General features: G+C 61.9%; 20 protein-coding genes. 10 read left to right on the forward strand and 10 right to left on the reverse strand.

Annotation, left to right across the window (positions count from 1 at the left end):
- Positions 1–158: 158 nt before the first annotated feature.
- Positions 159–509 (forward strand): DUF6880 family protein, encoded by a 351-nt coding sequence (locus ON753_RS00670; RefSeq protein WP_323054661.1) that lies wholly within the window; start codon positions 159–161, stop codon positions 507–509.
- Positions 510–778: 269 nt separating this feature from the next.
- Complete coding sequence (locus ON753_RS00675; RefSeq protein ID WP_265960619.1) at positions 779–1459, forward strand: IS6 family transposase; 681 nt, start codon at positions 779–781, stop codon at positions 1457–1459.
- 58 nt (positions 1460–1517) lie between these two features.
- Here ON753_RS00675 and ON753_RS00680 read toward each other — a convergent pair whose 3' ends face one another.
- From ON753_RS00680 to ON753_RS00695, 4 genes are all read right to left on the reverse strand, one after another.
- Positions 1518–3905 (reverse strand): copper-transporting P-type ATPase, encoded by a 2388-nt coding sequence (locus ON753_RS00680; RefSeq protein ID WP_265960620.1) that lies wholly within the window; start codon positions 3903–3905, stop codon positions 1518–1520.
- Between the two features lie 83 nt (positions 3906–3988).
- Entirely contained in the window at positions 3989–5305 is a 1317-nt protein-coding gene (locus ON753_RS00685) for an APC family permease (RefSeq protein ID WP_265960621.1), read from the reverse strand.
- A 207-nt stretch (positions 5306–5512) separates the two neighbouring features.
- On the reverse strand, positions 5513–6214 hold the full coding sequence (locus ON753_RS00690; protein ID WP_265960622.1) for a CBS domain-containing protein: 702 nt from the start codon (positions 6212–6214) through the stop codon (positions 5513–5515).
- 125 nt (positions 6215–6339) lie between these two features.
- Positions 6340–6699: an SHOCT domain-containing protein gene (locus ON753_RS00695; protein WP_265960624.1), complete on the reverse strand. Its 360-nt coding sequence runs from the start codon at positions 6697–6699 to the stop codon at positions 6340–6342.
- A 333-nt stretch (positions 6700–7032) separates the two neighbouring features.
- On the opposite strand from ON753_RS00695, the gene ppsA reads away from it, so the two are divergent.
- Positions 7033–9411: a phosphoenolpyruvate synthase gene (gene ppsA / locus ON753_RS00700; protein ID WP_265960625.1), complete on the forward strand. Its 2379-nt coding sequence runs from the start codon at positions 7033–7035 to the stop codon at positions 9409–9411.
- Between the two features lie 45 nt (positions 9412–9456).
- Complete coding sequence (locus tag ON753_RS00705; protein WP_265960626.1) at positions 9457–9672, forward strand: hypothetical protein; 216 nt, start codon at positions 9457–9459, stop codon at positions 9670–9672.
- Between the two features lie 99 nt (positions 9673–9771).
- Here the strand turns inward: ON753_RS00705 and ON753_RS00710 are convergent, their stop codons facing one another.
- Genes ON753_RS00710 through ON753_RS00720 form a run of 3 tightly spaced genes read right to left on the reverse strand, consistent with a single transcriptional unit; the run spans position 9772 to position 13584 of the window.
- Complete coding sequence (locus tag ON753_RS00710; protein WP_265960627.1) at positions 9772–10701, reverse strand: ribose-phosphate diphosphokinase; 930 nt, start codon at positions 10699–10701, stop codon at positions 9772–9774.
- Positions 10702–10717: 16 nt separating this feature from the next.
- Positions 10718–12202, reverse strand: coding sequence for a thymidine phosphorylase family protein (locus ON753_RS00715; RefSeq protein ID WP_265960628.1), 1485 nt, complete (start codon positions 12200–12202; stop codon positions 10718–10720).
- The gene (locus ON753_RS00720) at positions 12199–13584 is read right to left on the reverse strand and encodes an MBL fold metallo-hydrolase RNA specificity domain-containing protein (protein WP_265960629.1); all 1386 of its coding nucleotides are present in this window, start codon (positions 13582–13584) and stop codon (positions 12199–12201) included. Before ON753_RS00720 ends, ON753_RS00715 begins: the two co-directional genes overlap by 4 nt.
- Positions 13585–14030: 446 nt before the next feature.
- On the opposite strand from ON753_RS00720, the gene ON753_RS00725 reads away from it, so the two are divergent.
- Positions 14031–14495 carry a WGR domain-containing protein gene (locus ON753_RS00725; RefSeq protein ID WP_265960630.1) on the forward strand — a complete coding sequence of 155 codons (465 nt, stop codon included), beginning with the start codon at positions 14031–14033 and terminating at the stop codon, positions 14493–14495.
- Between the two features lie 556 nt (positions 14496–15051).
- Positions 15052–16266: a site-specific integrase gene (locus ON753_RS00730; RefSeq protein ID WP_265960632.1), complete on the forward strand. Its 1215-nt coding sequence runs from the start codon at positions 15052–15054 to the stop codon at positions 16264–16266.
- A 39-nt stretch (positions 16267–16305) separates the two neighbouring features.
- Here the strand turns inward: ON753_RS00730 and ON753_RS00735 are convergent, their stop codons facing one another.
- Together ON753_RS00735 and ON753_RS00740 are read right to left on the reverse strand one after the other, a co-directional pair.
- Entirely contained in the window at positions 16306–16998 is a 693-nt protein-coding gene (locus ON753_RS00735; RefSeq protein WP_265960633.1) for an RES family NAD+ phosphorylase, read from the reverse strand.
- On the reverse strand, positions 16995–17384 hold the full coding sequence (locus tag ON753_RS00740) for an antitoxin Xre-like helix-turn-helix domain-containing protein (RefSeq protein ID WP_265960634.1): 390 nt from the start codon (positions 17382–17384) through the stop codon (positions 16995–16997). Before ON753_RS00740 ends, ON753_RS00735 begins: the two co-directional genes overlap by 4 nt.
- A gap of 1719 nt (positions 17385–19103) precedes the next feature.
- On the opposite strand from ON753_RS00740, the gene ON753_RS00745 reads away from it, so the two are divergent.
- The 4 genes from ON753_RS00745 (at position 19104) to repC (ending at position 24970) form a co-directional block, all read left to right on the forward strand.
- On the forward strand, positions 19104–20699 hold the full coding sequence (locus ON753_RS00745) for a GMC family oxidoreductase (RefSeq protein WP_265960635.1): 1596 nt from the start codon (positions 19104–19106) through the stop codon (positions 20697–20699).
- Between the two features lie 502 nt (positions 20700–21201).
- A complete protein-coding gene (gene repA, locus ON753_RS00750; protein ID WP_265960636.1) occupies positions 21202–22428 on the forward strand; it encodes a plasmid partitioning protein RepA in 1227 nt (408 codons plus the stop codon).
- Positions 22425–23411 carry a plasmid partitioning protein RepB gene (gene repB, locus ON753_RS00755; RefSeq protein WP_265960637.1) on the forward strand — a complete coding sequence of 329 codons (987 nt, stop codon included), beginning with the start codon at positions 22425–22427 and terminating at the stop codon, positions 23409–23411. Before repA ends, repB begins: the two co-directional genes overlap by 4 nt.
- 284 nt (positions 23412–23695) lie before the next feature.
- Positions 23696–24970 carry a plasmid replication protein RepC gene (repC, locus tag ON753_RS00760; RefSeq protein WP_265960638.1) on the forward strand — a complete coding sequence of 425 codons (1275 nt, stop codon included), beginning with the start codon at positions 23696–23698 and terminating at the stop codon, positions 24968–24970.
- 406 nt (positions 24971–25376) lie between these two features.
- Here repC and ON753_RS00765 read toward each other — a convergent pair whose 3' ends face one another.
- Positions 25377–26192, reverse strand: coding sequence for a ferredoxin--NADP reductase (locus tag ON753_RS00765; protein ID WP_265960639.1), 816 nt, complete (start codon positions 26190–26192; stop codon positions 25377–25379).
- Positions 26193–26196: the final 4 nt, after the last annotated feature.

Below are 26196 nucleotides of genomic sequence, written 5' to 3' on the forward strand. Positions count from 1 at the left end.
AAAAAGACCGTGTCGCTTAATAAGCATAAGTCCCCCGAAAAAGTTACGTAAAGTTAACACTAACATCGAGCTATTGTCGACCACGCGATTTTAAACACGCCATCGCTGAACGACAGGCCGACGAAATGGTGCGGAAATCGGATGGCTGGTCCTACTCCATGACCTCAGAATGGGCCGGGATGCGTCAGAGCATCGCTGCAGCGCGGGGCGATCTCGACCTGCTCGTCGCACTGGAGGCGGAAAAGCGACAGCACATGCAGGATTCACTGGGGATTGCTGCTCAGTTGCTGGAGATCGGGCGTGCGGCCGAGGCGCTTGACTGGGTGCGCAAACCGGGCCAGCGAGGCCGACGCGACATGTCACCTGTAATACGGCGCTGCCGAGTGCCCCCTCGCAGATGTGAATTCAAAAGCTTACAACGCCGATTGGCGTCGGGATCCCACGCCGTTTTCCAGCGTAAAGAGCATTTGATCGAACGGAAGCTGAAACGCGGCTATACGCGTAAATAGAAAGCCCGCCCTCCCCTTCCCTCACGTCGACCGGCAGGAAGCACAGCACCTGCCGGCCTCTGACCTGTGCTGCCTCAAGCAGAAGTGCCTCACGGAGCTGAACCGAACCTGCCGACCCGGCCCGAACACAAGGTTCTCACCTGGCAACGGAACGGCTTGCGGCGCGCGCCCGCGCCTAGCGGCGTCAAAGGTCCGGCGAGCGGATCTGTCGCAAAGTTTTCGTGAACCGATGTGGAGTATGGATTTGCCGTTGATGTTTAGACGTGACGATGGCAATTACCTTTAACGGTGCTCATTTCCCCAAGGATGTGAACCTCTTCGCTGTCTTCTTCTACGTCCGCTACGGCGTATCATATCGCGACCTTGGGGAAATCCTCGCCGAACGCGGCGTGACGGTCGATCATGCGACGCTCAACCGGGTCACGAAATATGCCAGCCAGGTGGCCGACGAAGCCCGTCGCCGCAAACGCCCGGTGGGTCGACCCTGGCGGATGGACGAGATCAATATTCGCGTGAAGGGTAAATGGGTCTATCCTTATCGAGCGGTCGATAGGTTCGGAAAAACGCTGGACTTCGTGCTGTCCAGACGTCGAAACAAGGCGGCTGCCACGAAGTTCTTCGCTCGTGCCCTTGAAGCGAACGGAATGCCGCGAAAAATCGTGATCGACAAGAGCGGCGCCAATACCGCCGGGATCGACGAGATCAATCGAATGTTGCGGTGCTTCGGCTGCCCAATTCCGATCGAGATAGTGCGCATCAAGTACCTCAACAACATCGTTGAGCAAGATCACCGTTTCATCAAGCGCCGGACCCGGCCCATGCTTGGTTTCAAATCGTTCGTAGCAGCCGTCTCAACGCTGGCTGGCATTGAGGTTGCCGGCATGATCCGCGAGGGACAGTTCAGGGAAGAAGTCTGTCCATTTCAGCAGTTCGTGAACTTTGCCGCCTGATCTGGGAAATACAATGTTCGCTACTCGCTGCAGGCATATTTTGCGACAGAACCGCAGCTCAGATCTTTGCCCGGCGCAGCCGCAGCGCGTTGAGGACCACGGAGATCGACGAGGCGCTCATGGCGAAGGCGGCGAACATCGGACTGATCAGGATTCCGAACGCCGGATACAGCACCCCAGCGGCGACCGGTACGCCGGAGGCATTGTATATCAGCGCGAAGAACAGGTTCTGCCGGATGTTGCGCATGGTGGCATGGGCGAGCCGGCGCGCACGAACAATGCCGTCGAGATTGCCTTTCACCAGGGTAATTCCGGCCGACTCGATGGCAACATCCGCCCCGGTGCCCATGGCGATGCCGACATCCGCCTGCGCCAGCGCAGGGGCATCGTTCACGCCGTCGCCCGCCATGGCGACCTTTCGGCCCTCGCCCTGCAGCTCCTTGATGATCCGTGCCTTGTCCTCGGGCAGGACGTCGGCGCGGATTTCATCGATGCCGAGCTTTGCAGCCACCGCCTTCGCCGTGCGTTCGTTGTCGCCGGTCGCCATGATGATCCGGAAACCGAGCTCATGCAGCGCCTTCAGCGCCTCGGGGGTCGTCTCCTTCACCGGATCGGCGACACTGACAAGTCCGGCAACGGCGCCTTCGAGCATGACGAACATCACGGTTTCGCCCTCATCGCGGCGGGCATTGGCCTTGTCGGTCAGCGCAGAGGCCTGAAGCCCAAGGTCTTCGACCAGCTTGAGATTGCCAAGCGCCACGGCCTTGCCGTCAACAGTTCCCTTGACGCCCTTGCCCGTGACCGCATCGAAATCCGTCGCCTCCGCGAGCTTTATGCCGCGCTCCTCTGCGCCCGCGACAATGGCTTCCGCCAGCGGGTGCTCCGAACCTCTCTCGAGCGTCGCAGCAAGGCGCAGCACTTCGGTTTCCTCGTGGCCGTCCTCCGGCAGGACCGCCACCAGCCTCGGCTTTCCGACGGTCAGCGTCCCGGTCTTGTCGACGATGAGCGTGTCGACCTTCTCGAAGCGCTCCAGCGCCTCCGCATTCTTGATCAGGACGCCGGTCTGCGCGCCGCGGCCCGTGGCGGTCATGATCGACATCGGCGTCGCAAGGCCGAGCGCGCAGGGGCAGGCGATGATGAGTACGGCCACCGCAGCAACGAGCGCATAGGCCAGCGCTGGCGCCGGTCCCCAGATCGACCAGCCGACAAAGGCAAGGATCGCAACGCCGATGACCGCCGGCACAAACCAGCCGGCGACCTTGTCGGCGTATTTCTGGATCGGAGCGCGGCTGCGCTGCGCTTTGGCGACCATTTCGACGATCTGGCTGAGCACCGTGTCGGCCCCGACCCGCCTCGCTTCCATGATCAGGCCGCCGGTGCCGTTGATCGTCGCTCCGGTCACCGGATCTCCCTCGGTCTTTTCGACCGGCACCGGCTCGCCCGTGATCATGCTTTCATCCACCGACGAGCGGCCGTCCGTCACAACGCCGTCGACCGGTATCTTGTCGCCCGGACGCACGCGCAGCCGGTCTCCGATCTGAACCTCGTCCAGCGGGATCTCTTCCTCATTGCCGTCGGAGCGGATCACCCGTGCGGTCTTCGCGGCCATGTCCAGCAGCGCCCGGATCGCCTTGCCGGTTCCCTCCCGGGCCCGCAGTTCCATGACCTGGCCGAGAAGCACCAGCACCACGATCACGGCGGCCGCCTCGAAATAGACGCCGACATGCCCCTCTGCGTCGCGGAACCCTTGTGGGAAAACACCCGGAGCCAGAACAGCGACAATGCTGAAGACCCAGGCCGCCATAACGCCCATGGCGATCAGCGAGAACATGTTCAGGTTGAACGTCCGGAACGAATCCCAGCCACGCAGCAGGAATGGCCATCCGCACCAGAGCACCACGGGCGTACCAAGTACCAGCTCGATCCAGAGCGTGGCGCGCTCGCCGAAGACATCGCGAACGCCGGACAGGCCCACCATAGGCCCCATCGTCAAGACGAGAAGAGGCAGGGTGAGAACGGCGCCGACCCAGAACCGGCGGGTGAAGTCCACGAGTTCGGGATTTGGTTCGTCGCCGGCCATCGCCGTACTTTCCGGTTCCAGCCCCATACCGCAGATCGGACAGGACCCCGGCTCCGTCCGGCGCACTTCCGGATGCATTGGGCAGGTGTAGACCGGACCGGCATAGCCTGCCGGCACGGTATCGTAGCGGCCTGCTGTCGCTGCCGTGCCATCGTCGTTGCCCTCGCCTTCCTCGTGGTCGTGGCCATGATGCTTGTGACTGTCATCGGCCTCGCCCTCGGGCACGAGGTGCATTCCGCATTTGGGACAATCACCTGGGTCTTCCTGCCGTATCTCGCGGTGCATCGGGCAGGTGTAGATTTTCACGGTGTCGTGCGCAGACTGTTCTGCCCGGTCGTGAGGGTTGAGTTGACCATTGTTTGACATTCACAACATCCTTCGATTCAACTGGTCAGATCGCAGTGTGCTGGAGAGCAACGCATTCCAGCCTGATATCTCAAGTATCTAGTTCAGTGCGCGTGACGGTGATGCTCGGTCGGTGGATTGAGGTGCAGGAAAACCTTCTCGCACAGGAAGACGAGCGCCATGCCGAAGAGGGCGCTGAGCACTATTGCGGGGTCGTGCTGCCATTTCAGCCAGGCGAAGGTCGCCAGGACAATGACATCCAGGCCGATCGCCGTGAGCATGATCCATCCACTTGCACCGATCTTGACCCGCAAATACCGGAAGACGCCCCAGTGGATGATGATGTCCATGACCAGATAGAAAAACGCGCCAAGCGATGCGATCTGGCTCAGGTCGAAGAAGACGGTAAGAAATCCGGCAATGACGACGGTATAGACAAGCGTATGGTCGCGGATGACACCGGGCATGCCGAAATGGCTGTGAGGGATGAGTTTCATCTCCGTGAGCATTGCCAGCATGCGTGAAACGGCGAAGATGCTGGCAATCAGACCGGAGGCCGTGGCCACCAGCGCCAGCGCCACGGTGAGGTAGAACCCGACCTTGCCGAGTGCAGGTTCTGCGGCTTCCGCGAGTGCATAGTCCTTCGCCCGAATGATCTGTTCGAGCGGCAGGCTGGAACTGACTGCAAACGCGACCAGCAAATAGACCACAATGCAAATGCCGATTGCGGCGATGATCGCGCGACCGACATTGCGATGCGGGCTAGTGATCTCAGCACCGCTGTTGGTGATCGTCGTGAACCCTTTGAAGGCAAGGATCGCCAGGGCCGTGGCAGCAATGAACCCGGTGATGCCATCGGTCGAGGCACCTTCCCCGGCGACCTGGAAGGAAAAGCCGCCTGCCCACAGAGCGGCCGCCCCGAACAACGCGATGCCGCCGACCTTGAGGATCGCCATGACGATCGAGACCAACCCGACCGAACGGTTGCCGGAGACGTTCACAAGGTAAGCGAAGACGATCACACCGACGCCGATGGCAGGGACCGGCCAGCCTTGGGGCTCGGTTCCGAATCCGCGCAGCAGATAGTTCGCGAAAGTGCGTGCCACCAGGCTTTCATTGATTACCATCGACAGGGCCATCAGCAGCGCAGCTCCTGCGGCAACGGTCGTTGGACCATAGGCCTTTTGCAGGATCATGCCGATGCCGCCCGCCGACGGGTATGCGTTGGACATCTTCACGTAAGTGTATGCGCTGAAGGCGGTGACGCACGCACCGGATATGAATACGAACGGAAACAAAGGGCCGGCAAGCTCCGCGATCTGGCCGGTAAGAGCCAGAATTCCGGCGCCGATCATGACGCCGGTACCCATGGCGATTGCGTCGGGAAGAGTGATGCTGTTCTTTGTGTATTGCGAAGCCAATGTCGGAATACCCTTGAGAGTGTCCGCTCAGGCTGCGCGCGCGATTGCGGACGTTTCGGGCGAACCGGTCAAGCCGACACGCTCCGCCCCTCGTTTGAAGTGTCGCAGGTAGCGGCCTCTCGACCAAGGGCCGTTTGCCCGGTCTCTGCCTTGGGCCTTTTTCGGGCCGCTGGCAGGCTGGCTGAAGCGTGTGACACTGGAATGCGGCTAGTCGGCCCACATGGCGGCGCGTACCATCGGTGGCAATACACTTAATCCATTGTCGACGTTCTTGACGCCAGCGGTGTTTTCCGCAGCCACGCGAATGGCGTCTTTTTCCTGCTGCGTGTCGACAGCGCCCCAAAGATGAACAACGCCGTCCGACGCGATGACGGTAACGAATGTTCTGGTTGCACCGGTCTGTTTCAAAGCCTCTTCCACGTTCTTGCGGAGTGCCTCGTCATCCTTTGCGACCTGCTCGCTTGCCGGCTTTCGCGAGGCCAGGCCGCGCAAAAGGTCGGCGCGGCTCACGATGCCGACGAGCTTGCCGTCGGTCATGACGAGAACGCGCTTGATGTGATTGCGCTCGAGTGTGTCGGCGATCTCTTCGAGCGTGGCGTCCTCGCCAACGCTGATGATTTTGCGGGTCATCACGTCTTTTGCGGTGCCGCCATGCGCCTTGATGTAGTCGAGTGCCTTGTCCGCCGGATCGGACAGGAGAGTGAGCCACCACGAGGGACGGCGTTCCGTCTGCGTCTCCGCACGGCGGATCAGATCACCTTCGCTGACGATGCCGGCGACTTTTCCATCCGTGGACACCACCGGAACTGCGCTGATCCGCCGTTCGGCCAGTATTCCTGCAATTTCACGCACGCTCGTATCGGTGCCGACCGTGACGACGGATGCAGTCATGACGTCTTTCGCGCGCATAGGATTTCCCTCCACTCAGGTGTTACCGTTGTCTTGCTACGTAACGGAGTGGCTATCGGCACGTTCCCTCGTCAGCTGTCGGGTCACCTTCCGCCAGGGCGAAATCGAATTCCCGGCAAAGGCACTCATTCGCCAAGAACGCGGCGTCGCTCCTCGAATTCCTGCTGGTCGATCTCGCCGCGGGCAAAGCGCTCCTTCAGAATGTCGAGCGGCGGGCGTCCCGAAGGCGGCTGGTGCGTCGCGGTCGGATGCCAGGGTCCGCTGAGCCAGCGGATCAGCAACACTGCCGCCGCGATGGTCAAAGCGAGAATCAGGATCATGAATATCGGTCCGAAGATCATGCCGAGCCACCCTCCGCCCCATCCCATCATGTGCGGTCCCCATTGGTAGCGGTCAATGCCGGGATTGTTCTGCGCCCATGCTGCCCCCGGCAGACACGCAGCGAGCAAACCGGCGGATGTGATCCATTTGTGCAGTCTGGTCATTGTTCTGTTCCTTTCCGGCCAAGCAACAAAAGGCCTGAAAACGCGCCGAGCAGCCTGGTTTGGACTTCTGCCCAAAAGCCAAGCTACGCGGCCGAACGGACCCGTTATCCGGCACGACAGAAGCGCCTTCAACATGCAGTGAGCATATCAGTCAATCGTCCCGGCCGGCATTGACGTGGGTCAAGGCGGGCAAGCGGGGGAAACCACATAGTTGCATCATTCCCTGGCAATTCGTTGTTACGTTGCAAGGTCGAGGACGGCAGAGGGAGCACGTCATGAACAGCACGATCTCGTCCGCAGGCGGCCGCGAGCGACAATGGTGAGAGCCTCTGCTTGCGGCCGATCATCTGGTTCGAGGAAGTGAAGCGCGGCGACATCGGCCTGGTCGGTGGCAAGAACGCCTCGCTCGGCGAAATGGTGCAGACGCTGGCGCCCGAGGGCGTCCGGGTCCCGCCCGGCTTCGCTACTACCGCTGACGCCTACTGGAACTATATCGAGGCGAATGACCTGAGCGGACGCATCGACGAATTGCTGGCGGGGATGGCGGCGGGCAAGGAAACCCTCGCTGAAACCGGAAAGGCGATCCGCACACTGATCCTGAAGGGCGAATGGCCGGAAAGGACGGCCAGCGCGATTACGGACGCCTACCGCGTGCTGTGCAAGCGCACTGGAAAGGCAGACGTCGACGTGGCCGTGCGCTCAAGCGCCACTGCCGAGGACCTTCCCGACGCAAGTTTCGCCGGCCAGCAGGAGACCTATCTCAACATCAGCGGCGGGAAGGCCCTGCTCGAAGCCTGCCGGCGCTGCTATGCTTCCCTGTTCACCGACCGTGCCATCAGCTATCGCATGGCCAAGGGCTTCGACCACATGAGCGTTGCGCTCTCGATCGGCGTGCAGCAGATGGTGCGCTCCGATCTCGGCGGCGCGGGCGTGATGTTCTCCATCGACACGGAAACCGGCTTCAAGGATATGGTGGTGATCGACGCCGCCTGGGGGCTGGGCGAGAATGTCGTGCAGGGTGCCGTGGACCCCGACGAGTATCAGGTTTTCAAGCCACTTCTTCCCGACCGCTCCCTGACGCCTGTCATCGGCAAGACACTCGGTGAGAAGGCGCAGAAGATGATCTACGCCTCCGGAGACAGTCCCACGCGAAACGTACCGACCTCGAAAGCCGAACGCACCGCGTTTGTGCTGTCGGAACCGGAAATCCTCACGCTCGCCCGTTGGGCAACCGCCATCGAGGTCCACTACGGCTGCCCCATGGACATGGAGTGGGCCAAGGATGGTGAAACCGGCGAGATCTTCATCGTCCAGGCGCGGCCCGAGACGGTCCAGTCGCAGCGGGAAGACACCACCTTCAAGTCGTACACGATCGGCGAAAAGGGAAAGACGCTTGTCCGGGGGCTCGCCATCGGCGATGCCGTGGTATCCGGCCGCGTCTGCCTGATCGAGGATGCGCGCGACATCGACAGGTTCGTCGATGGCTCGATCCTCGTCACAGGCACGACCGACCCCGACTGGGTGCCGGTCATGAAGCGGGCGGCCGCCATCGTCACCGACCATGGCGGGCGCACCTCGCATGCCGCCATCGTCAGCCGCGAACTCGGCCTACCGGCGATCGTCGGCACAGGCAACGCCACTCATGTGCTTCATTCCGAACAGGAAGTGACGGTCTCCTGCGCCGAAGGCGACCAGGGCTTTGTCTATGAAGGCACGGCAAGCTTCGAAACCGAGACGGTGGATGTGGCCGACCTGCCGGAAACGCGCACGCAAATCATGCTGAACCTGGCCAACCCGGCCGCGGCAACGCGCTGGTGGCGCATTCCGGCCGACGGTGTAGGGCTTGCCCGCATGGAATTCGTGATTTCCAACCATATCCGCGTACACCCCATGGCATTGGTGCGCTACGACCAGCTGAAGGACGAGGCAGCAAAGCGCGAGATCGCCGACTTGACGGCGGGATATTCCAGCAAGACCGAGTATTTCGTCGACCGGCTTTCGCGCGGGCTCTCCCGCATCGCCGCCGCGCTCTACCCCAGGCCCGTGATCGTGCGCATGAGCGACTTCAAGACCAACGAATATGCTGGGCTGATCGGCGGTGCCGAGTTCGAACCGGAGGAAAGCAATCCGATGATCGGCTTCCGGGGCGCGGCGCGCTATTACTCGCCGCGCTATCGCGAGGGTTTCGCGCTGGAATGCCAGGCCATCAGTCGACTGCGCAACGAGATGGGCTTCAGGAACGTCGTCGTCATGATTCCGTTCTGCCGCTCGACCAAGGAAGCCGATCGGGTGCTGGAGGTGATGGCCGGGAACGGGCTGAAGCGCGGTGAACAGGGCCTGCAGGTCTTCGTCATGTGCGAAATCCCGTCGAATGTCGTGCTTGCGGCGGAGTTTGCCAAGCGCTTCGACGGCTTCTCGATCGGCTCCAACGACCTTACCCAGCTTACGCTCGGCGTGGACCGCGATTCAGGTGAACTGGCGGAGCTGTTCGACGAGCAGGATGCGGCCGTCAAGTGGATGATCGCCAACGTGATTGCCGAGGCCCGCAAGGCCGGGGCCAAGATCGGCCTGTGCGGCCAGGCGCCAAGCGATCATCCGGAGTTCGCCGCCTTCCTTGTCGAATGCGGCATCGACTCCATCTCGGTCAGCCCGGACAGTTTCGTGGCTGTGAAGCGGCAGGTGGCGGCGGCCGAGGCCGCGCAGAAGCACTGAAGCGATCGGGCCACTTGTTGGGCACCGTCGCAAGGAAAGCAGGGGATGATGCAGAGCGACACGCGCATCGGCCATATCGTGCGGCTTGGCGGCGGGATCGCCGACATCAGATACGATGGGCAGTTGCCGGCGATCTCGAACCGGCTGGTGACGCTGACCGATCCCGAGATCGTGATCGAGGTTGCCAGCCTGCCGGGAAACGGCATCGCCCGCAGACTTGTCATGAACCCCTCACCGGAGTTGCGCATAGGATGCGCATAGGACTTGCAGTGCGCGACACCCGCGGTCCTATTGACGTGCCGGTGGGATCGAAGTCCATGACCGGTGTCATGTCGACGTGATCCGTCGCACAGCTTCCCCTCACGCATGAGAAGAATGGTCGCCTGACCCGGATCCAGTCCCGCACTGCTCCACGTCTTGGATTGCGTAGGCCAGAAGGGACGCGACCGAAATCGCGTTGCTTGGGTGGGGAATGGTATTCGTGGTGACGACCCGGGACGCTCCGGCGGCCAGTATGTCGTCATAGGCGCTGCCCGCAAAGACGGCGTGGATCACCAGACAGACGGGTGGCCGTGTGCTCGCATTGCCCAGGTGCTGGAGGGTCTGCATCAGTGTCCTGCCCGACGAGGCAACGTCATCAAGGATGACTGGGACACCTGCACACAGTGCATCTGCGTCCGGCACGCTGATATCGACGGCGTGATCGCCGTGGCGGATCTTTGCCAGCACCTGGAAGGGCCGGTGCGCCAACCTGGCGACCTCGGCGACCCATTGCCGGCTCTCGCTGTCCGGTCCCAACAGGACCGCGTCCGGGACGTGCACCCTGATCCAGTCGGCAAGCAGTGGCGCTGATGCGGCGCGGACTGCGGGCATGGGGAACAGTTCGCCCAATCGCCGGATGCGGTGCAGATGCGGATCGACCGTCACCAGCCAGTCGAAACTTTCAGCAAGGAAATCGGCAAAGAGCCGCGCGCTGACGGCCTCGCCGTCATGGAACCGCCGGTCCTGCCGCATATAGGCCAGGTAAGGCGCGATCAGCCCGACTTGCCGGGCGCCGAGGTTCCGCGCGGTCGCAGCAGCGAAACGCAATGGCAGCGCCGACCGGTCCGGATCCCGCAGGCAGGCAACGATCGCCACGTCCGCTCCATCGAGACCGGCCGGCAGGGTTACGAGGCTCTCGCCGTCGGGAAACTGGTGCCATCCCAGAGGACGGATATTCGCGTCCAAGAGCGACCCCAGTTCCTCGGCCAGGGGCGCCATATCGGGAAATGGGATCAGGAGACGTGTCATCCAGACTCCGACAAGGTCACGATATCTGGCTGGCTCTCCGCATAGCTGCGCGCATATTTGAGCTCCCCGGTGTTTCCGCGTGGATCTCGTAAAGTGGCTCGCCGGCCTCGACCCGGTCGCCGGAGCGCACCAGAAGCCGTACGCCGGCGCTCTTCTGACGTGGTGCCCCGGCCAGTTTGGCAACCCGGGCGATCAGCCGATTGTTGAAGGCGGCGACTTTTCCTGCCGTGGGCGCTGTTATTTCCGTGCTTTGAAATGCGGGTGCCGGCTCGCGAAAACCGCCCTGGGCGGCACAGATCGCCATGAATTTCGCCTCCGCGGCGCCGCTGTCGAGCAGGGACTGCGCCAGATCACGGCCACTCCGGAGCCCGGAGCCTGACGCCATATCGAGGAGCTTGCCGGCAAGATCGATGGCGCGGGTGCGCAGATCCGCCGGCGCATCCGCATTTCGCCGCAGTACGGCGAGAACGTCCATTGCCTCCAGCACGGGTCCGATGCCCCGCCCGACCGGGGCACTTCCATCGCTTCGATGCAATTCGACGTGCAAACCGATGGCCTCGGCAACCGAGATGAGCATCGACCCGAGAACCCGTGCGGCATGGGCCGAGCGCACCTTGGCTGTCGGCCCGACCGGGATATCGATCAGGACCCTTGTGGCGCCGACTGCTGCCTTCTTCGACAATATGCTTGCCACCAACTGGCCGGTGCTGTCGAAATCAAGGACATGCTCGATGCGGATGAAATGATCGTCCGCAGGACTGAGGTGAATCCCGCCGCCCCAGACAATGCATCCGCCTTCCGCCTCGACCACGCGCCTGAGTGCCGCCGTATCGAGGGCCACGGGCGCCATCACCTCCATCGTGTCGGCGGTGCCGGCCGGCGAGGTGATCGCCCTGCTTGAGGTCTTGGGAATCAGATGCCCGGCCGCTGCGACGATTGCTACGACGATGGGAGTCGTCCGGTTGCCGGGCAGTCCGCCGACACAGTGCTTGTCGAGGATTGCCCTTCCACCCCAGACGAGCGTCGCGCCCGCGGCCTGCATCGCGCGGGTCAGCGACACTGTCTCGCGTGTATCCATCCGCTCGCCAGCACAGGCGGCGAAGAAGGCTGCAAGCTCAAGATCGGAGAGCCGGTTTTCAAGAGTGTCCCGGACGATGCCGGCAAAGTCAGCCTCATTCAGTCTGCCGTCATAGGCCTTGGCCCGGATCGCGGAGGTCGAGGCGGGAGGCTCCGGGTGCGAAAAGCGTGCCCGGTCGCCCTCGCTTGCACCGAGCGCCTCCCACGCGGATGCGGAGAGCGCAGCCGCGTGTACGTTCAACCACCCACCGCGCATGACCACGTTCAACGTCGCAATCAGCCAGCGCGAACCGAGGTCAATACGGATGCGGGTCTGAGCGGCGAAGCCCTCGGAGCGGCAGATGTGGCAGTCCTCATGCATGTAGACCACCGGCTGACGGTAGGTGTCTATCGCTGCGGGAATGATGGCAAGCGTGTCGGTCATCGCGGGTGGTCCAGATCGATGCTTTCCAGATGTTCCGGCACGCGGGCCGGCCAGCCCAGTTCGTGTTCGATCCTAAAACGCATTGTGTCCGCCGCAGCCGGTTCCCCGTGGGTGAGATACGTCATGCGCGGCACCTGGTCCGCATGGCGCATCCAGGCAAGGATCTCACCCGCATCGGCGTGGCCGGAGAAGGCCTCGAGCTGAACGACTTCCGCGTTGACGGGAAAGTCCCGTCCGAACATCCGCAACTGCCGGGCTCCATCGACCAGGGACGCACCACGGGTGCCGCCGGCCTGAAACCCGGACAGCAGGATCGCGTTGCGCCTGTCGCCGCCGAAGCTGACAAGGTGATGCAGGATGCGGCCGCCGGTCAGCATGCCGCTGGCCGAGATGATGATCATCGGCCCGAACCGCGTGTTCAGTTCCTTCGATTCCTCGACCGTGTGGACGCGCTTGGCAAGCGTGAACATTGCCTTGCAGTCTTCCCACGAAACGTGGTGCTCGTCGTGGTGCCGGTGATAGATCTCCGTCGCATCCACCGCCATCGGGCTGTTGAGATACACCGGCACATAAGGGATCTCGCCCCGATTTATCAGCCGCGCGATATGATACATGAGCCCCTGCGCCCGCCCGACCGCGAAAGCCGGAATCAGCACCGTGCCACCCCGGCCGAAAACCCGCCGCAAGATGGGCGCAAGTTCCGCTTCCGCGTCGATGTCCTTGTGACTGCGGTTGCCGTAGGTGGATTCGCACACCAGCACATCCGCCCCTTCGAAAGCCACGGGAGGGCGCATCAGCGCGTCGCAGTCCCTGCCGAGATCGCCGCTGAAATGCACGACCGTATCCTCGACCTCCAGCCTTATCTGCGCGGCCCCGAGGAGATGGCCGGCGGGAATGAAGGTCGCGGCAATTCCGTCGCCGAGATCGAGCCGGCGGTTGAACGGCCGGATATCCAGGTGCGTCAGCGCCGCTTCCGCATCCTTCTGAGTATAGAGCGGCAACGGCTTTTCATGTTTCGAGAAGCCCTTGCGCTGCGCGTAGCGCGCTTCCTCTTCCTGGATGTGCCCGCTGTCGGGCAGGATCAGACCGCACAGTTCCGCCGTTGCCTCGGTGCACAGGACCCGCCCGCTGTACCCTGCCCGGATGAGCGCCGGCAGGTAGCCGGAATGATCCAGATGAGCATGGGTCAACAGTACCGTGTCGATGTGGGACGGGCGCACCGGAAAGGGTTTCCGGTTGCGGGCGCGCAACTGTTTGAACCCCTGAAACAAACCGCAGTCGACCAGGATCCGGCGCCGGCCGGTTTCGATCAGATACCGCGATCCGGTGACGGTTCCCGCTGCGCCCAGAAAGCGCAGGGTTGGGTGGGGCTGGCGGTTCACTCGACATACCTCTTCTTCACAGGCGTTGGCACTGGTCGAATGATGCCTGAAAAAAGACAGCCGGGATTTGATCCTGCGCATGCGCAGGACGGATCGGGTTAAAAGACGCCGCGGGTGAAGGTGTTATCCATCGCTTCAGGACGCAGGTGGAAGCTAGATCACGGTCGTTTGGGGCAATCTCTCCGGCTTCTTCATCTTGTGGACGTCGGCGTCCGCCGGAAACACCCAGGCCATGGTTTCGACCGTCTCGACGGACCGGTTTCTTCCGTGACAAGCGCCTGCCGTGGAGAGGAAAGCAACCATCGTTTCCAGCGCAACTATCGGTCAGTTCGCCAGAAATCGATGAACGCTGTCATCTGCAATCGGCGTTTTTGTAGTACAGCCGAACACCGACCCCCCGCAGCTGGCTGCGCTCGAAACCGCCCGCCAAGATCGGCCTGCATCACATGTGCAGTCTCGATCAGCGTCTCGCCTACGGCGCTGGAAGACGACAGCACCTGGAAACGCACGCTGACGTCGTGTTGCATCGGAAAGCGCACCATATCGACAACGCCCTCCATGATCTATTCACGGTTCACACTGAATCCATCGTTATTCTGAAACGTGGGACGGTATTCGATTCAGATTCTTCATTGGACCACCGCCGCGCGCATTGGCACAATGTTGGCATGGAGACCGATGACAACCTCATTCTTCTGATGCGCATTGAACCGCGCCGCAACATGGCACGGTTCTATTCGCTATCGATCGAGCCGACGTTTTTCGGAGGCTTTGTTGTCCACCGATCGTGGGGACGTCTCGGCACGTGGGGACAGTCGCGTCTGGAATATTGTGCAGAGTTCAGCGCGGCCCAGGCGCGCAAGGAGCAGCTGACCGGACGGAAGCTGAAACGCGGCTATACGCGCAAATAGAAAGTCCGCCCTCCCCTCCCCTCCTCTCAAGTCGACAGGCAGGAAGCACAGCACCTGCCGGCCTCTGACCTGTGCCGCCTCATCCAGAAGTGTCTCACAGAGCCAGTCCAAACCTGCCGCCCCGGCCGGAAACAAGGTTCTCATCTGGGAACGAAAGGGTTCACAGCACGCCCGCGCCTGGGAGCGGCTGCGGCCGGACAACTCCTGGGCATGCCGGGGCCGAGCTGGTGGAGCAGGCCGGCAAGCGCGGGGCTGCGCCGGAGGCGTTCGTCGGCGCGGGCGGGCGCGCGACTGGCGGCGTCTAAGGGTCCAGCAAGACTGGAGCCGGGGCAGCTCCCTGAGGTGTTTCGGGAGATCCTAAGCCGTTGAGATAGCGTGATAATACCTTATTAACCATAACAAGCAAGGCGAAAACTATCATTACATGGATAGACGTCAACTTGGATACATAGATAATGATAATTAAAGCTTATCGATGTCTATCAATTTCAGACCGATTCCGCTAAACTCAGTCCGCAATCACCCGTCCCATCGACCCTTTCGAAGAGCGAAAACCATGTCCCGAGGCCGCCTTCCCGACCGCAACGACGGTGTCAGCGCAAGAGTGGGAAAGCTCGACACCCTGTCTGCAATCCTGCCCGCCATGGGCGCGACGGACCGGGTCGAGCAACTGGCGCAGCTGTTGACCGATGACGACGTCGAGACCCTGCGCCATCTTGCCAGGGAAGGCATGGGTGCCAATTCCCTGCGCGCCCTCACCTCCGATTTGTCCTATCTCGAAGCCTGGTGTCTGGCCGCGACGGGCGCGGCCCTGCCCTGGCCCGCGCCTGTCCCGCTGATCCTCAAATTCATCGCGCATCATCTCTGGGATCCCGAACAACGCGAAAAGGACCCGGCGCACGGCATGCCCGAGGACATTGCCGATATGCTTGAAGCGCAAAAGCTGTTGCGCGGCCCGAAAGCCGGCGGCCCGCGCCAGCCGCATGCCCCGTCAACGGTCCAGCGCCGGCTGGCTTCGTGGTCGACGCTGCACCGCTGGCGCAACGTTTCGGGGCACTTTTCCGCGCCGGACGTGCGCTCCGCCCTGCGTCTGGCTGTGCGCGTCGCCGGCCGCCCGAAAACCCGCAAGAGCCGCAAGGCCGTCACCGCCGATCTGTTGGAACGCCTGCTGGCGACCTGCGAGGGGACGGAGGTTTCAGGGCCGTCCCTGGCGGATATCCGCGACAGGGCGCTGCTGCTGACCGGCTTTGCTTCCGGGGGCCGGCGCCGTTCGGAACTGGCAGGATTGCGCCTCAGCCAGATCGATTGGGAAGATCCCCTGCCCGCCGATCCGAACGATCCTGACAGCGATCTGTTGCCCGCCGCCGGCCTCCGCCTCGGCCGGACCAAAACCGAGGGCCCTTCCGATGACAATGCCGTGCTTTTGATCGGCCGTCCCGTCGTAGCTCTTAAAACCTGGCTGGAAGCGTCAGAAATCTCGGAGGGGGCGGTGTTCCGGGCGATCGATCAATGGGGCAACGTCAAGAGCCGCGCCCTCACCCCGCAGTCGGTGAATGCTATTCTGAAGGCCCGCTGCGCCCGCGCCGGGCTTGACCCGCGGGACTTCTCCGCCCACGGCCTGCGCTCCGGTTTCCTCACCGAGGCCGCCAACCGAGACATTCCCATCCAGGATGCCATGCTCCAGTCCCGCCACAGATCGCTTGCCCAGGCGTCGTCCTATTACAACGACGCCGGACGTGGCCGGCGGCGGTCTGCACGCATGCTGGGGTGAGCAGTCGCCCGGCAGCTCGGCATTGAATGCCCGGCCCCATCAAATTCCTTCGACCGAAAACTCCGGCGTGCCGTTCCAGGTCAGCTGCCAGCTGGCGCCGGGGCGGACGTTCTGGATGATGCCCGGGTCGAAGGCGGCAAAACACCGCCCGCCCCTGTGGCGCACCGAAGGGTAAAGCAGTCCGCGATGTCCCTCCCGCCGAAGGGCTGCGGCGAGCGCCTGGCCCTCCGGATAGCCGATCTCCGGATCTGCGCTCAGGGCGGGATGCTCCGGCGTGCCGTTGAGATCAGGAAAATCACCGATGAAGTCCGCCAGAAGCTCGACATAGCGCGCTTCGTCCCGGAAAACGCCGATAAACCCGAGTTCCCGGGTTCTGTGAAAGCCGACTTCTTCGGCCGAGGTCAGAACGTCGTAGCTGCAATACCAGGCCCCCCGATCGCCGCCGTTGAAACGGTTGCCGGTCGGGCGCGTGTAGGTGAAGGCCGCATTGATATGGCTTTCGCCGTAGAGTTTCAGGTCGTGAGCCCGGCGGGCGAACACCAGCTCGCGCCTGTCGAGGGCCGGGCTGCCGTCGCGCTCCGCGATCAGGCGGGCGCTGGTCTCGCCTTCAAGCTCGGCGAGGATTTCCGCTTCCTCGTCGGTATCGACGAGCCCGCGCAGCACCGGCGGCTTGTGATATGTCGCCGGAATCAGGCGGACCAGTCCCCGGTCGTTTATGCTCGTGATCTTCAAACACCGCCCCGCAGCGCATCGACATAGGTGCGCACGCGCAGGATCTTCGGCAAACCGCCGCGGATCATTGCATCGATCGGGCGCTGGCCGTCAAATTCGGGGCCTCGATTGGCCAGTTTGATCCACTGTTCCGCAACCGGCGGATTGAAATAGAGTTCGAGCGACTTGTAGAGCCCGACCAGGGCGCTGAGTCGCAGTATCTGGTCGCGTGTCAGTTCTCCGGAAAATCCGGGCTTCTTGGCACGTTTCCAGGTCGAGTCCGACATGTCGGCAAGGGCCGCCGCTTCCCGGCCGGTCAGCGACCACGCCTCGGCAATGCGGCTGAAGGCTTTGAGGGCGACAGCCTGGACATCGGCCACCGGACGTTCTTTGACGGCGCTTTCCATGGTCATGTTCTCCTTGATGGCACAATATAAGGCCATATGGGTGTAAAGACAAGGCCATATGGCCTGATCATGATAAGCCGGGCAACGGCCTTCGCTTGTTCCGTCATTCCAAACCGCGTTGGAAGCCTCCCACGCGGTGCACGTTCGTTTATATGCGCGGGGTCCCCGTAGCCTCCCTCCTCTGCTCCAGCCGGTGCGCGCCATGGCAAGTTCAGGAAACTGGAACGAAACTGATCAGTTTTTTGGTGGAAACGGCCTGGTCGGAGAATGGAGGCGCCTTAGCCGTGTCGCTCCGGATTACACCGTCGATTGTTGCCATTTCCTTTGCACCATATCTGGTCGTACCGACTTCAGGCGTTTCGCGGGTTGGATGGACTGCGCGGTCTGATGGACGGAGCGTTCATGCCTGTCGAAGCCAAGTCGGGCAATCCCCCGCGACAGCGACAGGCGCGCGACCACCAGGCGCCGCGTTCAGCTTTGCGGCCCGAGGAACGACACCATAACCTCTGTGGGCGAACGCTTTGGGCGGGGCCGTTCCGGAAGTGACGTTAGCAACCCGCGCGCCCAAGGGCGCAGAGCCTATGACTGAGCCGGCCCGAAATTGATGAGCAGCTGTTTGAAGGTCACAATGAATAGAAGCCATTTCCACGCGCCTTCACACAGGGCAATGGTATCGGTCAATCGTCGAGCCAGGGGCTTTCGGAATGCAGCTGTGTCGATGGCTGTAAGAGGTGGGCTGGACTTACCGTCCTCAGTTGTCGTGATCTGAGTTGCCGGCGATCATGGCGCGGCGTTGCATCCACAAGCACGGCTCATCCCAGGCATCCGGCCTCAAGGCCGAGCATCCACGATGCGCTCCGCACCCAGCGTTGACTGTGCGGCCGCCAGTCAGCCGAACTTCCTTCGGTGCTCCAAACCGTTCATAGGCTGTACGGCGGCGGCGTTGTACGCCTTCGAGCGGCCACAAGCGAGATCAGCGTCACGACAATGGATGGTGCCATTTGCACCCTCTGGCGAGAGACGGAAACTGAGTGTTCTGAGGTTCAGTCTCAGATGCCTTGGATATGCGGACAAGTCTATTCGGCCGAAGTGTGGGCAGCAGATGTGATGACTGCGAACAGCCCGACTTGCGCCTTTCTCCGCTGAGTAGTTTCATGCCGCCGCGCAGACTTGTGGCGCCAAGCGATCAAATTGAACCGGATGCAGTGTCGGCTTATCAGTTGATAAGTCCCATCGCGGTGGCTTCGGATCCCCCTCCTCTCCTCAGGTTTACGAGGACGGAGCTACGGACGACGATCGCGACTGTACAGAAGCTGCGAAGAGGCGTCTCTCGCACACTGGCCACATTGGCGCCGGATTGCGGCGATCGAAGGTGCGGTCGAATAGAGGTCGCATCCGCCGGTCCTTTTGGCATCCATCCTCTCCCCTCTCTCGCCGTCTGGTGCGGCACTGCGTTTTCCGCGGAGCAGGTTTCCTGGCTGTGAGGAAAGCGGAAACGCGGTGTCACTTGTCTGCAGGCCCGCGGTAGGAGCTAAGGAGCGGCCGCTGGCGGCCCTGCCTTATCAATTGATAAGTCGACCTCGATGAATGGCGCAAATCAGCGGCTCCGCGGGCCAGTAAACTGAAAACGCCGAAGGCCGCCGCGCGAATGTTCTTCTTAGGCTTGAGTCTGATGGGGCGTTTGTGAGATCGTTTGCGACGGGGCGAGGAGGGCCAGGAATGGCCGAGGTATACGACTATATCGTCATCGGTGCCGGCTCGGCCGGTTGCGTGCTCGCGGCGCGGCTGTCGGAGGAGGCCGATGCATCTGTTCTCCTCCTCGAGGCCGGGGGGACGGACGATGATCCGCGGATCACCACTCCGGCAAAAATCGGAGCACTGCCCAATACGCAATTCGACTGGGGTTATCGCACCGCGCCCCAGACCGCACTTTTCAAACGCCAGATCGGGTTTCCCCGAGGGCGTGGTGTCGGCGGTACCGGTTCGATCAATTACATGATCTACCTGCGTGGACATCCATCCGACTACGACCACTGGCGACAGATCGGCTGCGTGGGATGGGCTTGGGACGACGTACTTGCATATTTCAAGCGGGCCGAGGACTTTCACGCTCCCGGAAATGGCGCGCTGCACGGGTTCGGCGGCCCGCTCGCAGTCAGCGAACAGGCCGAGCGGAACGAACTGACGGAAATGTTCATAGCGGCCTGCCAGGAAGCAGGCATCCCCTTTAATCCGGATCTCAACGGAAGCGACATCCGCGGCTGCGGTTATTTCCCCGCAACCATTCGCGGGAACGAACGCGGCAGCACGGCCCGCGCCTATCTGACTCCCGCGATGCACCGGCCCAACCTCAAGGTCGTGACCAAGGCGACCGTCACCCGCCTGACGATCGAGAGGGGCCGGGTGGTCGGTGCCGACTACGTGCATCGAGGGAAAAGCCGTCATGCGCGCGCCGAGTGCGAAACGGTCCTTTGCGCGGGCGCGATTGGATCGCCGCATCTGCTGCAGCTGTCCGGCATCGGCCCGCCGGCATGTCTGCAAGCGGCTGGAGTTGAAGTGCGACATGGCCTTCCGGGGGTAGGTGAGAACCTCCAGGACCATCTTCACTATCGCTCGCGATGGGAGATCACCAGGCCGCTCACGCTTTTCGGAAGAGATGCGCAAGAGCTTGCCGATCTGGAGGAACGCTACGAGACCGACCGCAGCGGAGCGTTGACCACCAACCATTATGAGTCAGGTGCGTTCCTGTGCTCCGGGCCGACTGCGTCCGTGCCCGACATCGAGCTGTTGATGATCCCGTATTTCATCAGCCCGGCCGCGCCTGAATTCAGGCCGCCCGACCGTCACGGCTTTACCATTTCCGGTTTTCCGACACGCCCGCGCAGCAGGGGGCGGGTGACAATCATGACGGACGATCCGCTCGGCCGCCCGGCGATCGATCCCGGCTATCTCAGCGATAAGGATGACCTCCGTGTCATGATTGCAATGATCCGCAGGGCGCGGGAGATCGTCGCGCAGCGCGCCTTCGATTCCGTTCGCGGAGCGGAAATATCCCCAGGTCCGAGTCTGGACAGTGACGAAGCGCTTGCGGCCGATATCCTAGCCATGTCGTCAACATCATTCCACCCGGTGGGAAGTTGCCGGATGGGAGTCGATGAGTTGGCCGTGGTCGATCCCCAATTGCGGTTGCGGGGGCTCGAAGGCCTGCGCATCGCCGACGCCTCGGTCATGCCCACCATAAATACGGGCCATCCCAATGCGCCGGTGATCATGATTGCCGAAAAGGCAGCGGACCTGATCCGCGGCGCCACCTGACATTCTGAAAGGCGATGGGTTTTCTCCCGGCGATGTCGACCTGTCGGCGGTAACGGCGGGCCGCGGAGGGGAGGGCAGAGGTTTGCCGGATCCAACTGAGTCGCCGGCCAAAGAATCAGCCTTCGCCGCCATTTTCCGAGTCGAAAGAACGCCTTGGCGTGCTCAAGCTGTGGATTGAGGAAGCGGAAGGCGCGGGCGAACAAGCCCGTTTTCGGCGGTTCGGCGGTGAAATCGACGAGGCACACCGCCCGAGAATAATGCTTGGCGAAATCAGGCAATCGCCTGGAATCTCACACGAATTTCTGTAGCGGTTCGGTCTGTCTGTTGCAACGCGGGTAGATCGTCTGCCGAATATCCGGTACGGAGGCTATTGGAGTTACGCTGCACGCAGGACTTTCGTTAAACTCTCGTTAACCTAATAACCCTTGCAATTTCTAGCGAGTTCATTCACTCCTGACGGCAAATAGGTCACGACCAAGGCGTTTGCCGTCAGGAGAGCCGAATGGCAGTAAGCGACAATCCGGCACACATTCCCCCCAAGCCGGATACGGCGAAGAAGATTGAGGATTATACGCGCCAGCTCTCCGCCGAGTTGAACTCCATGCGTGCGCGGATGTATCCCCCGGAGTCGCACAAAGTCTTCGGCCGCACATTTTCGACCCTGGATCTCGTGAAGCTCCTGGGCATCCCGGAAAGCACTCTCCGGTCCCTGACGCTCGAAGGCAAGGGGCCACAGCCGAGCAGGGCGGAAAACAACAAGCGCATTTACAGTATCGAACAGGTCTGGGAGCTGCGGAAATACCTGGCGGAGCAGCGGCCGGAAGACGCGCTGCGCCTGTTGCCGCACCGCCGGGAAGGCGAGCGCCTCCAAGTGGTCGCCACGGCGAATTTCAAGGGCGGGTCCAGCAAGACGACGACCTCGGTTCATCTGGCGCACTATCTCGCCATCCAGGGATACCGCGTCCTGTGCATCGATCTCGATCCGCAGGCCTCGATGACCTCGACCTTCGGAATCCAGCCTGAATTCGATCTCGACTCGAACGAGACCGCCTACGCGGCCTTGCGGTATGATGACGACCGCAAGGCGCTGGCCGAGATTATCCAGGCCACGTATTTCCCGGGGATCCACATCGTTCCGGGAAACCTGGAACTGATGGATTTCGAGTTCGACACGCCTTCCTATCTTGCGAACAACCACAGGGATGAACTCGGACTGTTCTTTGAGCGGTTGCGCAACGCAATTGCCTCCGTCGAACACAATTACGATGTCGTCGTCCTGGATACGCCCCCATCGCTGGGATACTCAACCCTTGCCGCTCTCTATGCGGCGACCGCACTGGTGATCACCGTCCATCCGGCGATGCTCGACGTGGCGTCGTGCAATCAGTTCCTGATCATGATTTCCGAGTTGGCGGAAACCCTGGAGGCGTTCGGGGCAAAGTTCGACCACGAGTGGATCCGGTTCCTGCTTACCCGCGTCAACCCGAACGACGGACCGCAAAAATACATGAGCGGGATCATGCGGCGCCTCTTCGCGGAGGACGTGCTGGTTTCCGAGGCCTGGGAATCGACGGCGATTGCCGCAGGCGGCGTTGCAAAGAAGTCGCTCTACGAGCTTGAATCGGGTGAAGTGGGCCGGGACGCCTATAAGCGCGCCCGCGAAAGCGCCGACCGGGTCAACGAGGAAATTCTCGGCATCATCAAGCGTGTTTGGGGACGAGAGACATGAAAAAATCCATTCTCCAGCAGATGGCGGAAGGCGAGGGGAGGGACGTGGCCGAAGTCGTGCCGAAGTCGCCGCGCCATCGCCGCATGGGCTCCCCTGTCGTCGGCAACGTCGGCAAGGCGCTCACGAGCCTGTCGGCGGACACGGTCCTCTCGCTGAACCCCGACAAGATCGATCCGTCGCCGTTCCGCGACAGGTTTGAAACCGATGCGGAAGCAGCCGATGCGCTGCAGGATCTGAAAGCGTCCATCGAGGCGGAAGGGCAGAAGCTGCCCGTTCTTGTCCGCCCGCATCCCAGCGAGGAAGGCCGCTATCAGTTGGCCTATGGCCATCGGCGGACGGCCGTTCTCCAGGAACTGCACAGGGAAACGGACAAACCGGAAACCGTTCGGGTTCGCGCCTATGTCCGCGAGCTCACCGATGCCGAACTGATCAGGGAGCAGTCCCTGGAAAACGGCGTCCGCGAGAACTTGAGCTGGATCGAGCAGGCGCTCTGGGCCGTGCAGTTGAAGAACGCCGGCATCAAACAGCGCGAGATGGAGCCGATCCTTGGCCAGAAGGAAACGAATATTTCCGTCCTTCTGAAGGTCGCCAATGCAATCCCGGACGATATCGTTCACGCCATCGGCCGGGCCAAGGGCGTCGGCCGTCCTGCATGGGTCGAGTTTTCAAAGCTGTTCGATGATCAAAAGGCCGCCGACCGCATCCGCAGGATAGTGACGGAGCCCGCCTTCCTGGAAGGAGACGGCGCGGAGCGCATGCGGCTGGCTTCCAGAGCGGCCAAGGGACGGCAAAAGTCGGATGCGACAAAGCCGGCCCAGGTCGAGATCAGGTCGGCCGGAAAAGTTGTCGGCAAGTTCAAGGCGACGGCGTCATCATCGACGATGACGTTTCCGAAGGCTGAGGCCCGTTTTGCAAGATGGCTCACCGAGAAGCTCCCGGATCTGCATGCTGATTTCCTCCGGCAAGAGGACGATCAGGACTAGCTGCCGGGCTCATGGAGCGCCTGACAATCACTGAAAGGAGAATGCGAGAGAGAAAAGCCGAAAATGAAATGGGACCATCTGGCGGCAACCAGATAGCCCCGAATTCCATGGTTCAGATGGGAAAGTCCCAACGGAAACCCTAAGCCATTCCGTTGTAGTGCATCCCGAATCACCACGCAAGAGTCTTCTCGCGTGAACGGTGGATTTCTGCCGAATTCCTCCCATCCGGACCTCCGAACCCTATAGCGCCGCGTTAATCCTGCGTCGGCGAACGGAGAGTTATTATGTCTACCGTTTCGAACGTGTCTTCATTTCGGAAGGTCACGCCGGGGGTACTTGCATCCCAACGCCTGGCGATGTCGAACGATATTCCCGACGTGGGCAAGTCACAGGTCGCCATTGCGCTCAAGAGAGCTGCCCAGCCCCTGGGACTGACAGCGACGATGTATCAGATTCTGGACATCCTCCTCGGCCTTTCAAAGCCGGAAGACTGGAACGGTGCTGCCCGGCCGGTGGTCGCGATCTCGAACGAAAAACTCGCCGCCTATGTCGGCCGCAGCGAGCGCACGGTGATGCGGGCGATCAAACAGCTCGTGGAAGCTCAAATTCTCGCCTATCGCGACAGCTCGACCGGCCGCCGCTGGGTTCATCGCAACGGCAATGGCGACATTACCTACGCTTACGGCCTGGACTTCACGCCGGCGCGCATCCGCTACCGGGAAATCAAACGGCTTGCCGATGAGTGGCAGGCGGAACTCAATGCGGAGCGGGAAGCCCGGCGCACGGTGACGAAGGTTTCCAGGGCGATTGTCGATATCATCCAGGCGACCGCGACTGTGGACCTTTCCGACTTCCAGGACCGGATGACAGCCATTCTGGACGGGGGCAGGGGAGTTCAGGACAAGGCGGCAGACCTGCAGGACCTTTACGACCTGCTTGTCGAGTTCCTGTCGGAGGCCTCCAGCGAAGAGGATGTACCCTCTGAAAAGGGTAATATGTCGGGCGAGGACGACATGAATGTCACCCCTTTACTTAATACAAACTCTCCTGACTCTTGTTCTAATAATCGGACGCCCGCTCACGCGGTCGACATCAACTTACCTACTGACGCCGCCAAAGGCGGCGACATAGCTCCTGAAAGGGAGCAAGCGGAGCGCAGGGGTGGCCATTCCAGCCCGAAAACCCCGCAGAACCGCACAAGGAAGGCGGATTTTGAGCATTCCATGTCCCTGGATGCCGTTTCGATCTCTCTGCTGGAAAGCGCCTGCAGGACCGTCCAGAGCGAATTCGGCCTCTCGTTTGGCAGCTGGCTCGAGCTGATGTCTGCCGCCGAGGTCCTGCGTGTCGGCATCGGACTGTCGGAATCCGCCTATGGGGCCGCCTGTGGCAAGCTCGGCAGGCATGCCGCCGCCGCGATCCTGGCGGTGGTCGCCGAAAAGGCCCTGCGCGATCCCGACCGGATCAACAGCCCCGGAGGTTATTTCCGCGCCATGGTGGACCGCGCCGTCGAAGGCAAACTGGCTCTTGCAAAGTCGTTGTTCGGTCTGGCGGCCGGATGATTTTCCGCTGGCGCCGTTCAACCCTTTGCGGCAAACACATCAGCCTGTCTTTCGGTCCGTGGAGTGGCAGATGAAACAGCCGGGGAGGAGACATTCCGTGAAGCTTGAGACCGCCACGCTGCCGGACGGACGCACGGTCAGCTGCGTCAATGCCTATGAAGTCGGGTTCGGATGGCATGAAGTCATGTCGGAGGATTTCATCCGCCACGGACTACTGACGTTGGCGACTGGCAGCCTTCGCCGCGCTCAGGGCCGGCGGTCAGCATGGGTGGCGCCTGGAAAGATAGACACCGGATATCCGCCATCTGCTCGTGGGAAACAAAGATTAACGGTGATGACATTCGGGAGTGGTCGATCGCTCGCAATTATCCACCGGGCAGGAACAACGCCGCCGCGGTCCTGGGCCCTAACCGGCGAACGCGCGTTCGATCACGAACTCCGCGGGCCGGTTATTCGCCCCTTCGGTCAACCCGGCCTTTTCCAGCAACGCCTTCGTGTCCCTCAGCATGTCGGACGAACCGCAGATCATGGCGCGGTCCGTGGCCGGATCGAGCGGGGCGACGCCGAGATCGTCGAACAGTTTGCCGTTCGCGACCAGGTCGGTGATCCGGCCCTTGACCGGGAAATCCTCCCGGGTAACGGAATTGTAGAGCTGCAGCTTCGAGGTGTCGAAGAGTTCGTTCAACATCTCGTCCGCACGAATGGAAGCGACAAGTTCCTGGCCGTATGCCAGTTCCGCCACTTCCCGGCAGGAATGGGTCAGGATCAGTTCGTCGAACCTCTCGTAGGTCTCCGGATCGCGGATCACGCTGGCAAAGGGCGCAATGCCCGTGCCGGTGGAGAACATGTAGAGCCGCTTGCCTGCAATCAGCGCGTCATTGACCAGCGTTCCTGTCGGCTTCTTGCGCATCAGGATCGCATCGCCCGGCCGGATCTTCTGCAGGTGCGAGGTCAACGGACCGTCGGGAACCTTGATCGAAAAGAATTCCATGTCCTCCGCCCACGAGGGGCTGGCAATGGAATAGGCGCGGAACACAGGCTTGCCGTCGATCATCAGGCCGATCATCACGAATTCGCCGGACCTGAAGCGGAAGCCTGCTGGCCGGGTCATGCGGAAATGAAACAGTCGGTCAGTGTAATGCGTCACCTCGGTGACGGTCTCGACGAAAGTGCCGGCAGGTGCGCGGGCTTCCAGTTCTTCCGGGCGGGTCATGACATTCATGGCA

It is taken from the genome of Roseibium salinum, assembly GCF_026240905.1.
In the GTDB taxonomy this organism is placed as follows: domain Bacteria; phylum Pseudomonadota; class Alphaproteobacteria; order Rhizobiales; family Stappiaceae; genus Roseibium; species Roseibium salinum.

What these genes read in the sequence shown, in the direction of transcription:
- ON753_RS00730 (WP_265960632.1), top strand. Translation starts at nt 15,052, where the DNA reads ATGTCCCGAGGCCGCCTTCCCGACCGCAACGACGGTGTCAGCGCAAGA.
- ON753_RS00715 (WP_265960628.1), bottom strand. Translation starts at nt 12,202, where the DNA reads ATGACCGACACGCTTGCCATCATTCCCGCAGCGATAGACACCTACCGT.
- ON753_RS00710 (WP_265960627.1), bottom strand. Translation starts at nt 10,701, where the DNA reads ATGACACGTCTCCTGATCCCATTTCCCGATATGGCGCCCCTGGCCGAG.
- ON753_RS00690 (WP_265960622.1), bottom strand. Translation starts at nt 6,214, where the DNA reads ATGCGCGCGAAAGACGTCATGACTGCATCCGTCGTCACGGTCGGCACC.
- ON753_RS00740 (WP_265960634.1), bottom strand. Translation starts at nt 17,384, where the DNA reads ATGGAAAGCGCCGTCAAAGAACGTCCGGTGGCCGATGTCCAGGCTGTC.
- ON753_RS00705 (WP_265960626.1), top strand. Translation starts at nt 9,457, where the DNA reads ATGATGCAGAGCGACACGCGCATCGGCCATATCGTGCGGCTTGGCGGC.
- ON753_RS00745 (WP_265960635.1), top strand. Translation starts at nt 19,104, where the DNA reads ATGGCCGAGGTATACGACTATATCGTCATCGGTGCCGGCTCGGCCGGT.
- ON753_RS00670 (WP_323054661.1), top strand. Translation starts at nt 159, where the DNA reads ATGACCTCAGAATGGGCCGGGATGCGTCAGAGCATCGCTGCAGCGCGG.
- repC (WP_265960638.1), top strand. Translation starts at nt 23,696, where the DNA reads ATGTCTACCGTTTCGAACGTGTCTTCATTTCGGAAGGTCACGCCGGGG.
- ON753_RS00675 (WP_265960619.1), top strand. Translation starts at nt 779, where the DNA reads ATGGCAATTACCTTTAACGGTGCTCATTTCCCCAAGGATGTGAACCTC.
- repA (WP_265960636.1), top strand. Translation starts at nt 21,202, where the DNA reads ATGGCAGTAAGCGACAATCCGGCACACATTCCCCCCAAGCCGGATACG.
- ON753_RS00725 (WP_265960630.1), top strand. Translation starts at nt 14,031, where the DNA reads ATGTGCAGTCTCGATCAGCGTCTCGCCTACGGCGCTGGAAGACGACAG.
- ON753_RS00765 (WP_265960639.1), bottom strand. Translation starts at nt 26,192, where the DNA reads ATGAATGTCATGACCCGCCCGGAAGAACTGGAAGCCCGCGCACCTGCC.
- ON753_RS00695 (WP_265960624.1), bottom strand. Translation starts at nt 6,699, where the DNA reads ATGACCAGACTGCACAAATGGATCACATCCGCCGGTTTGCTCGCTGCG.
- ON753_RS00680 (WP_265960620.1), bottom strand. Translation starts at nt 3,905, where the DNA reads ATGTCAAACAATGGTCAACTCAACCCTCACGACCGGGCAGAACAGTCT.
- repB (WP_265960637.1), top strand. Translation starts at nt 22,425, where the DNA reads ATGAAAAAATCCATTCTCCAGCAGATGGCGGAAGGCGAGGGGAGGGAC.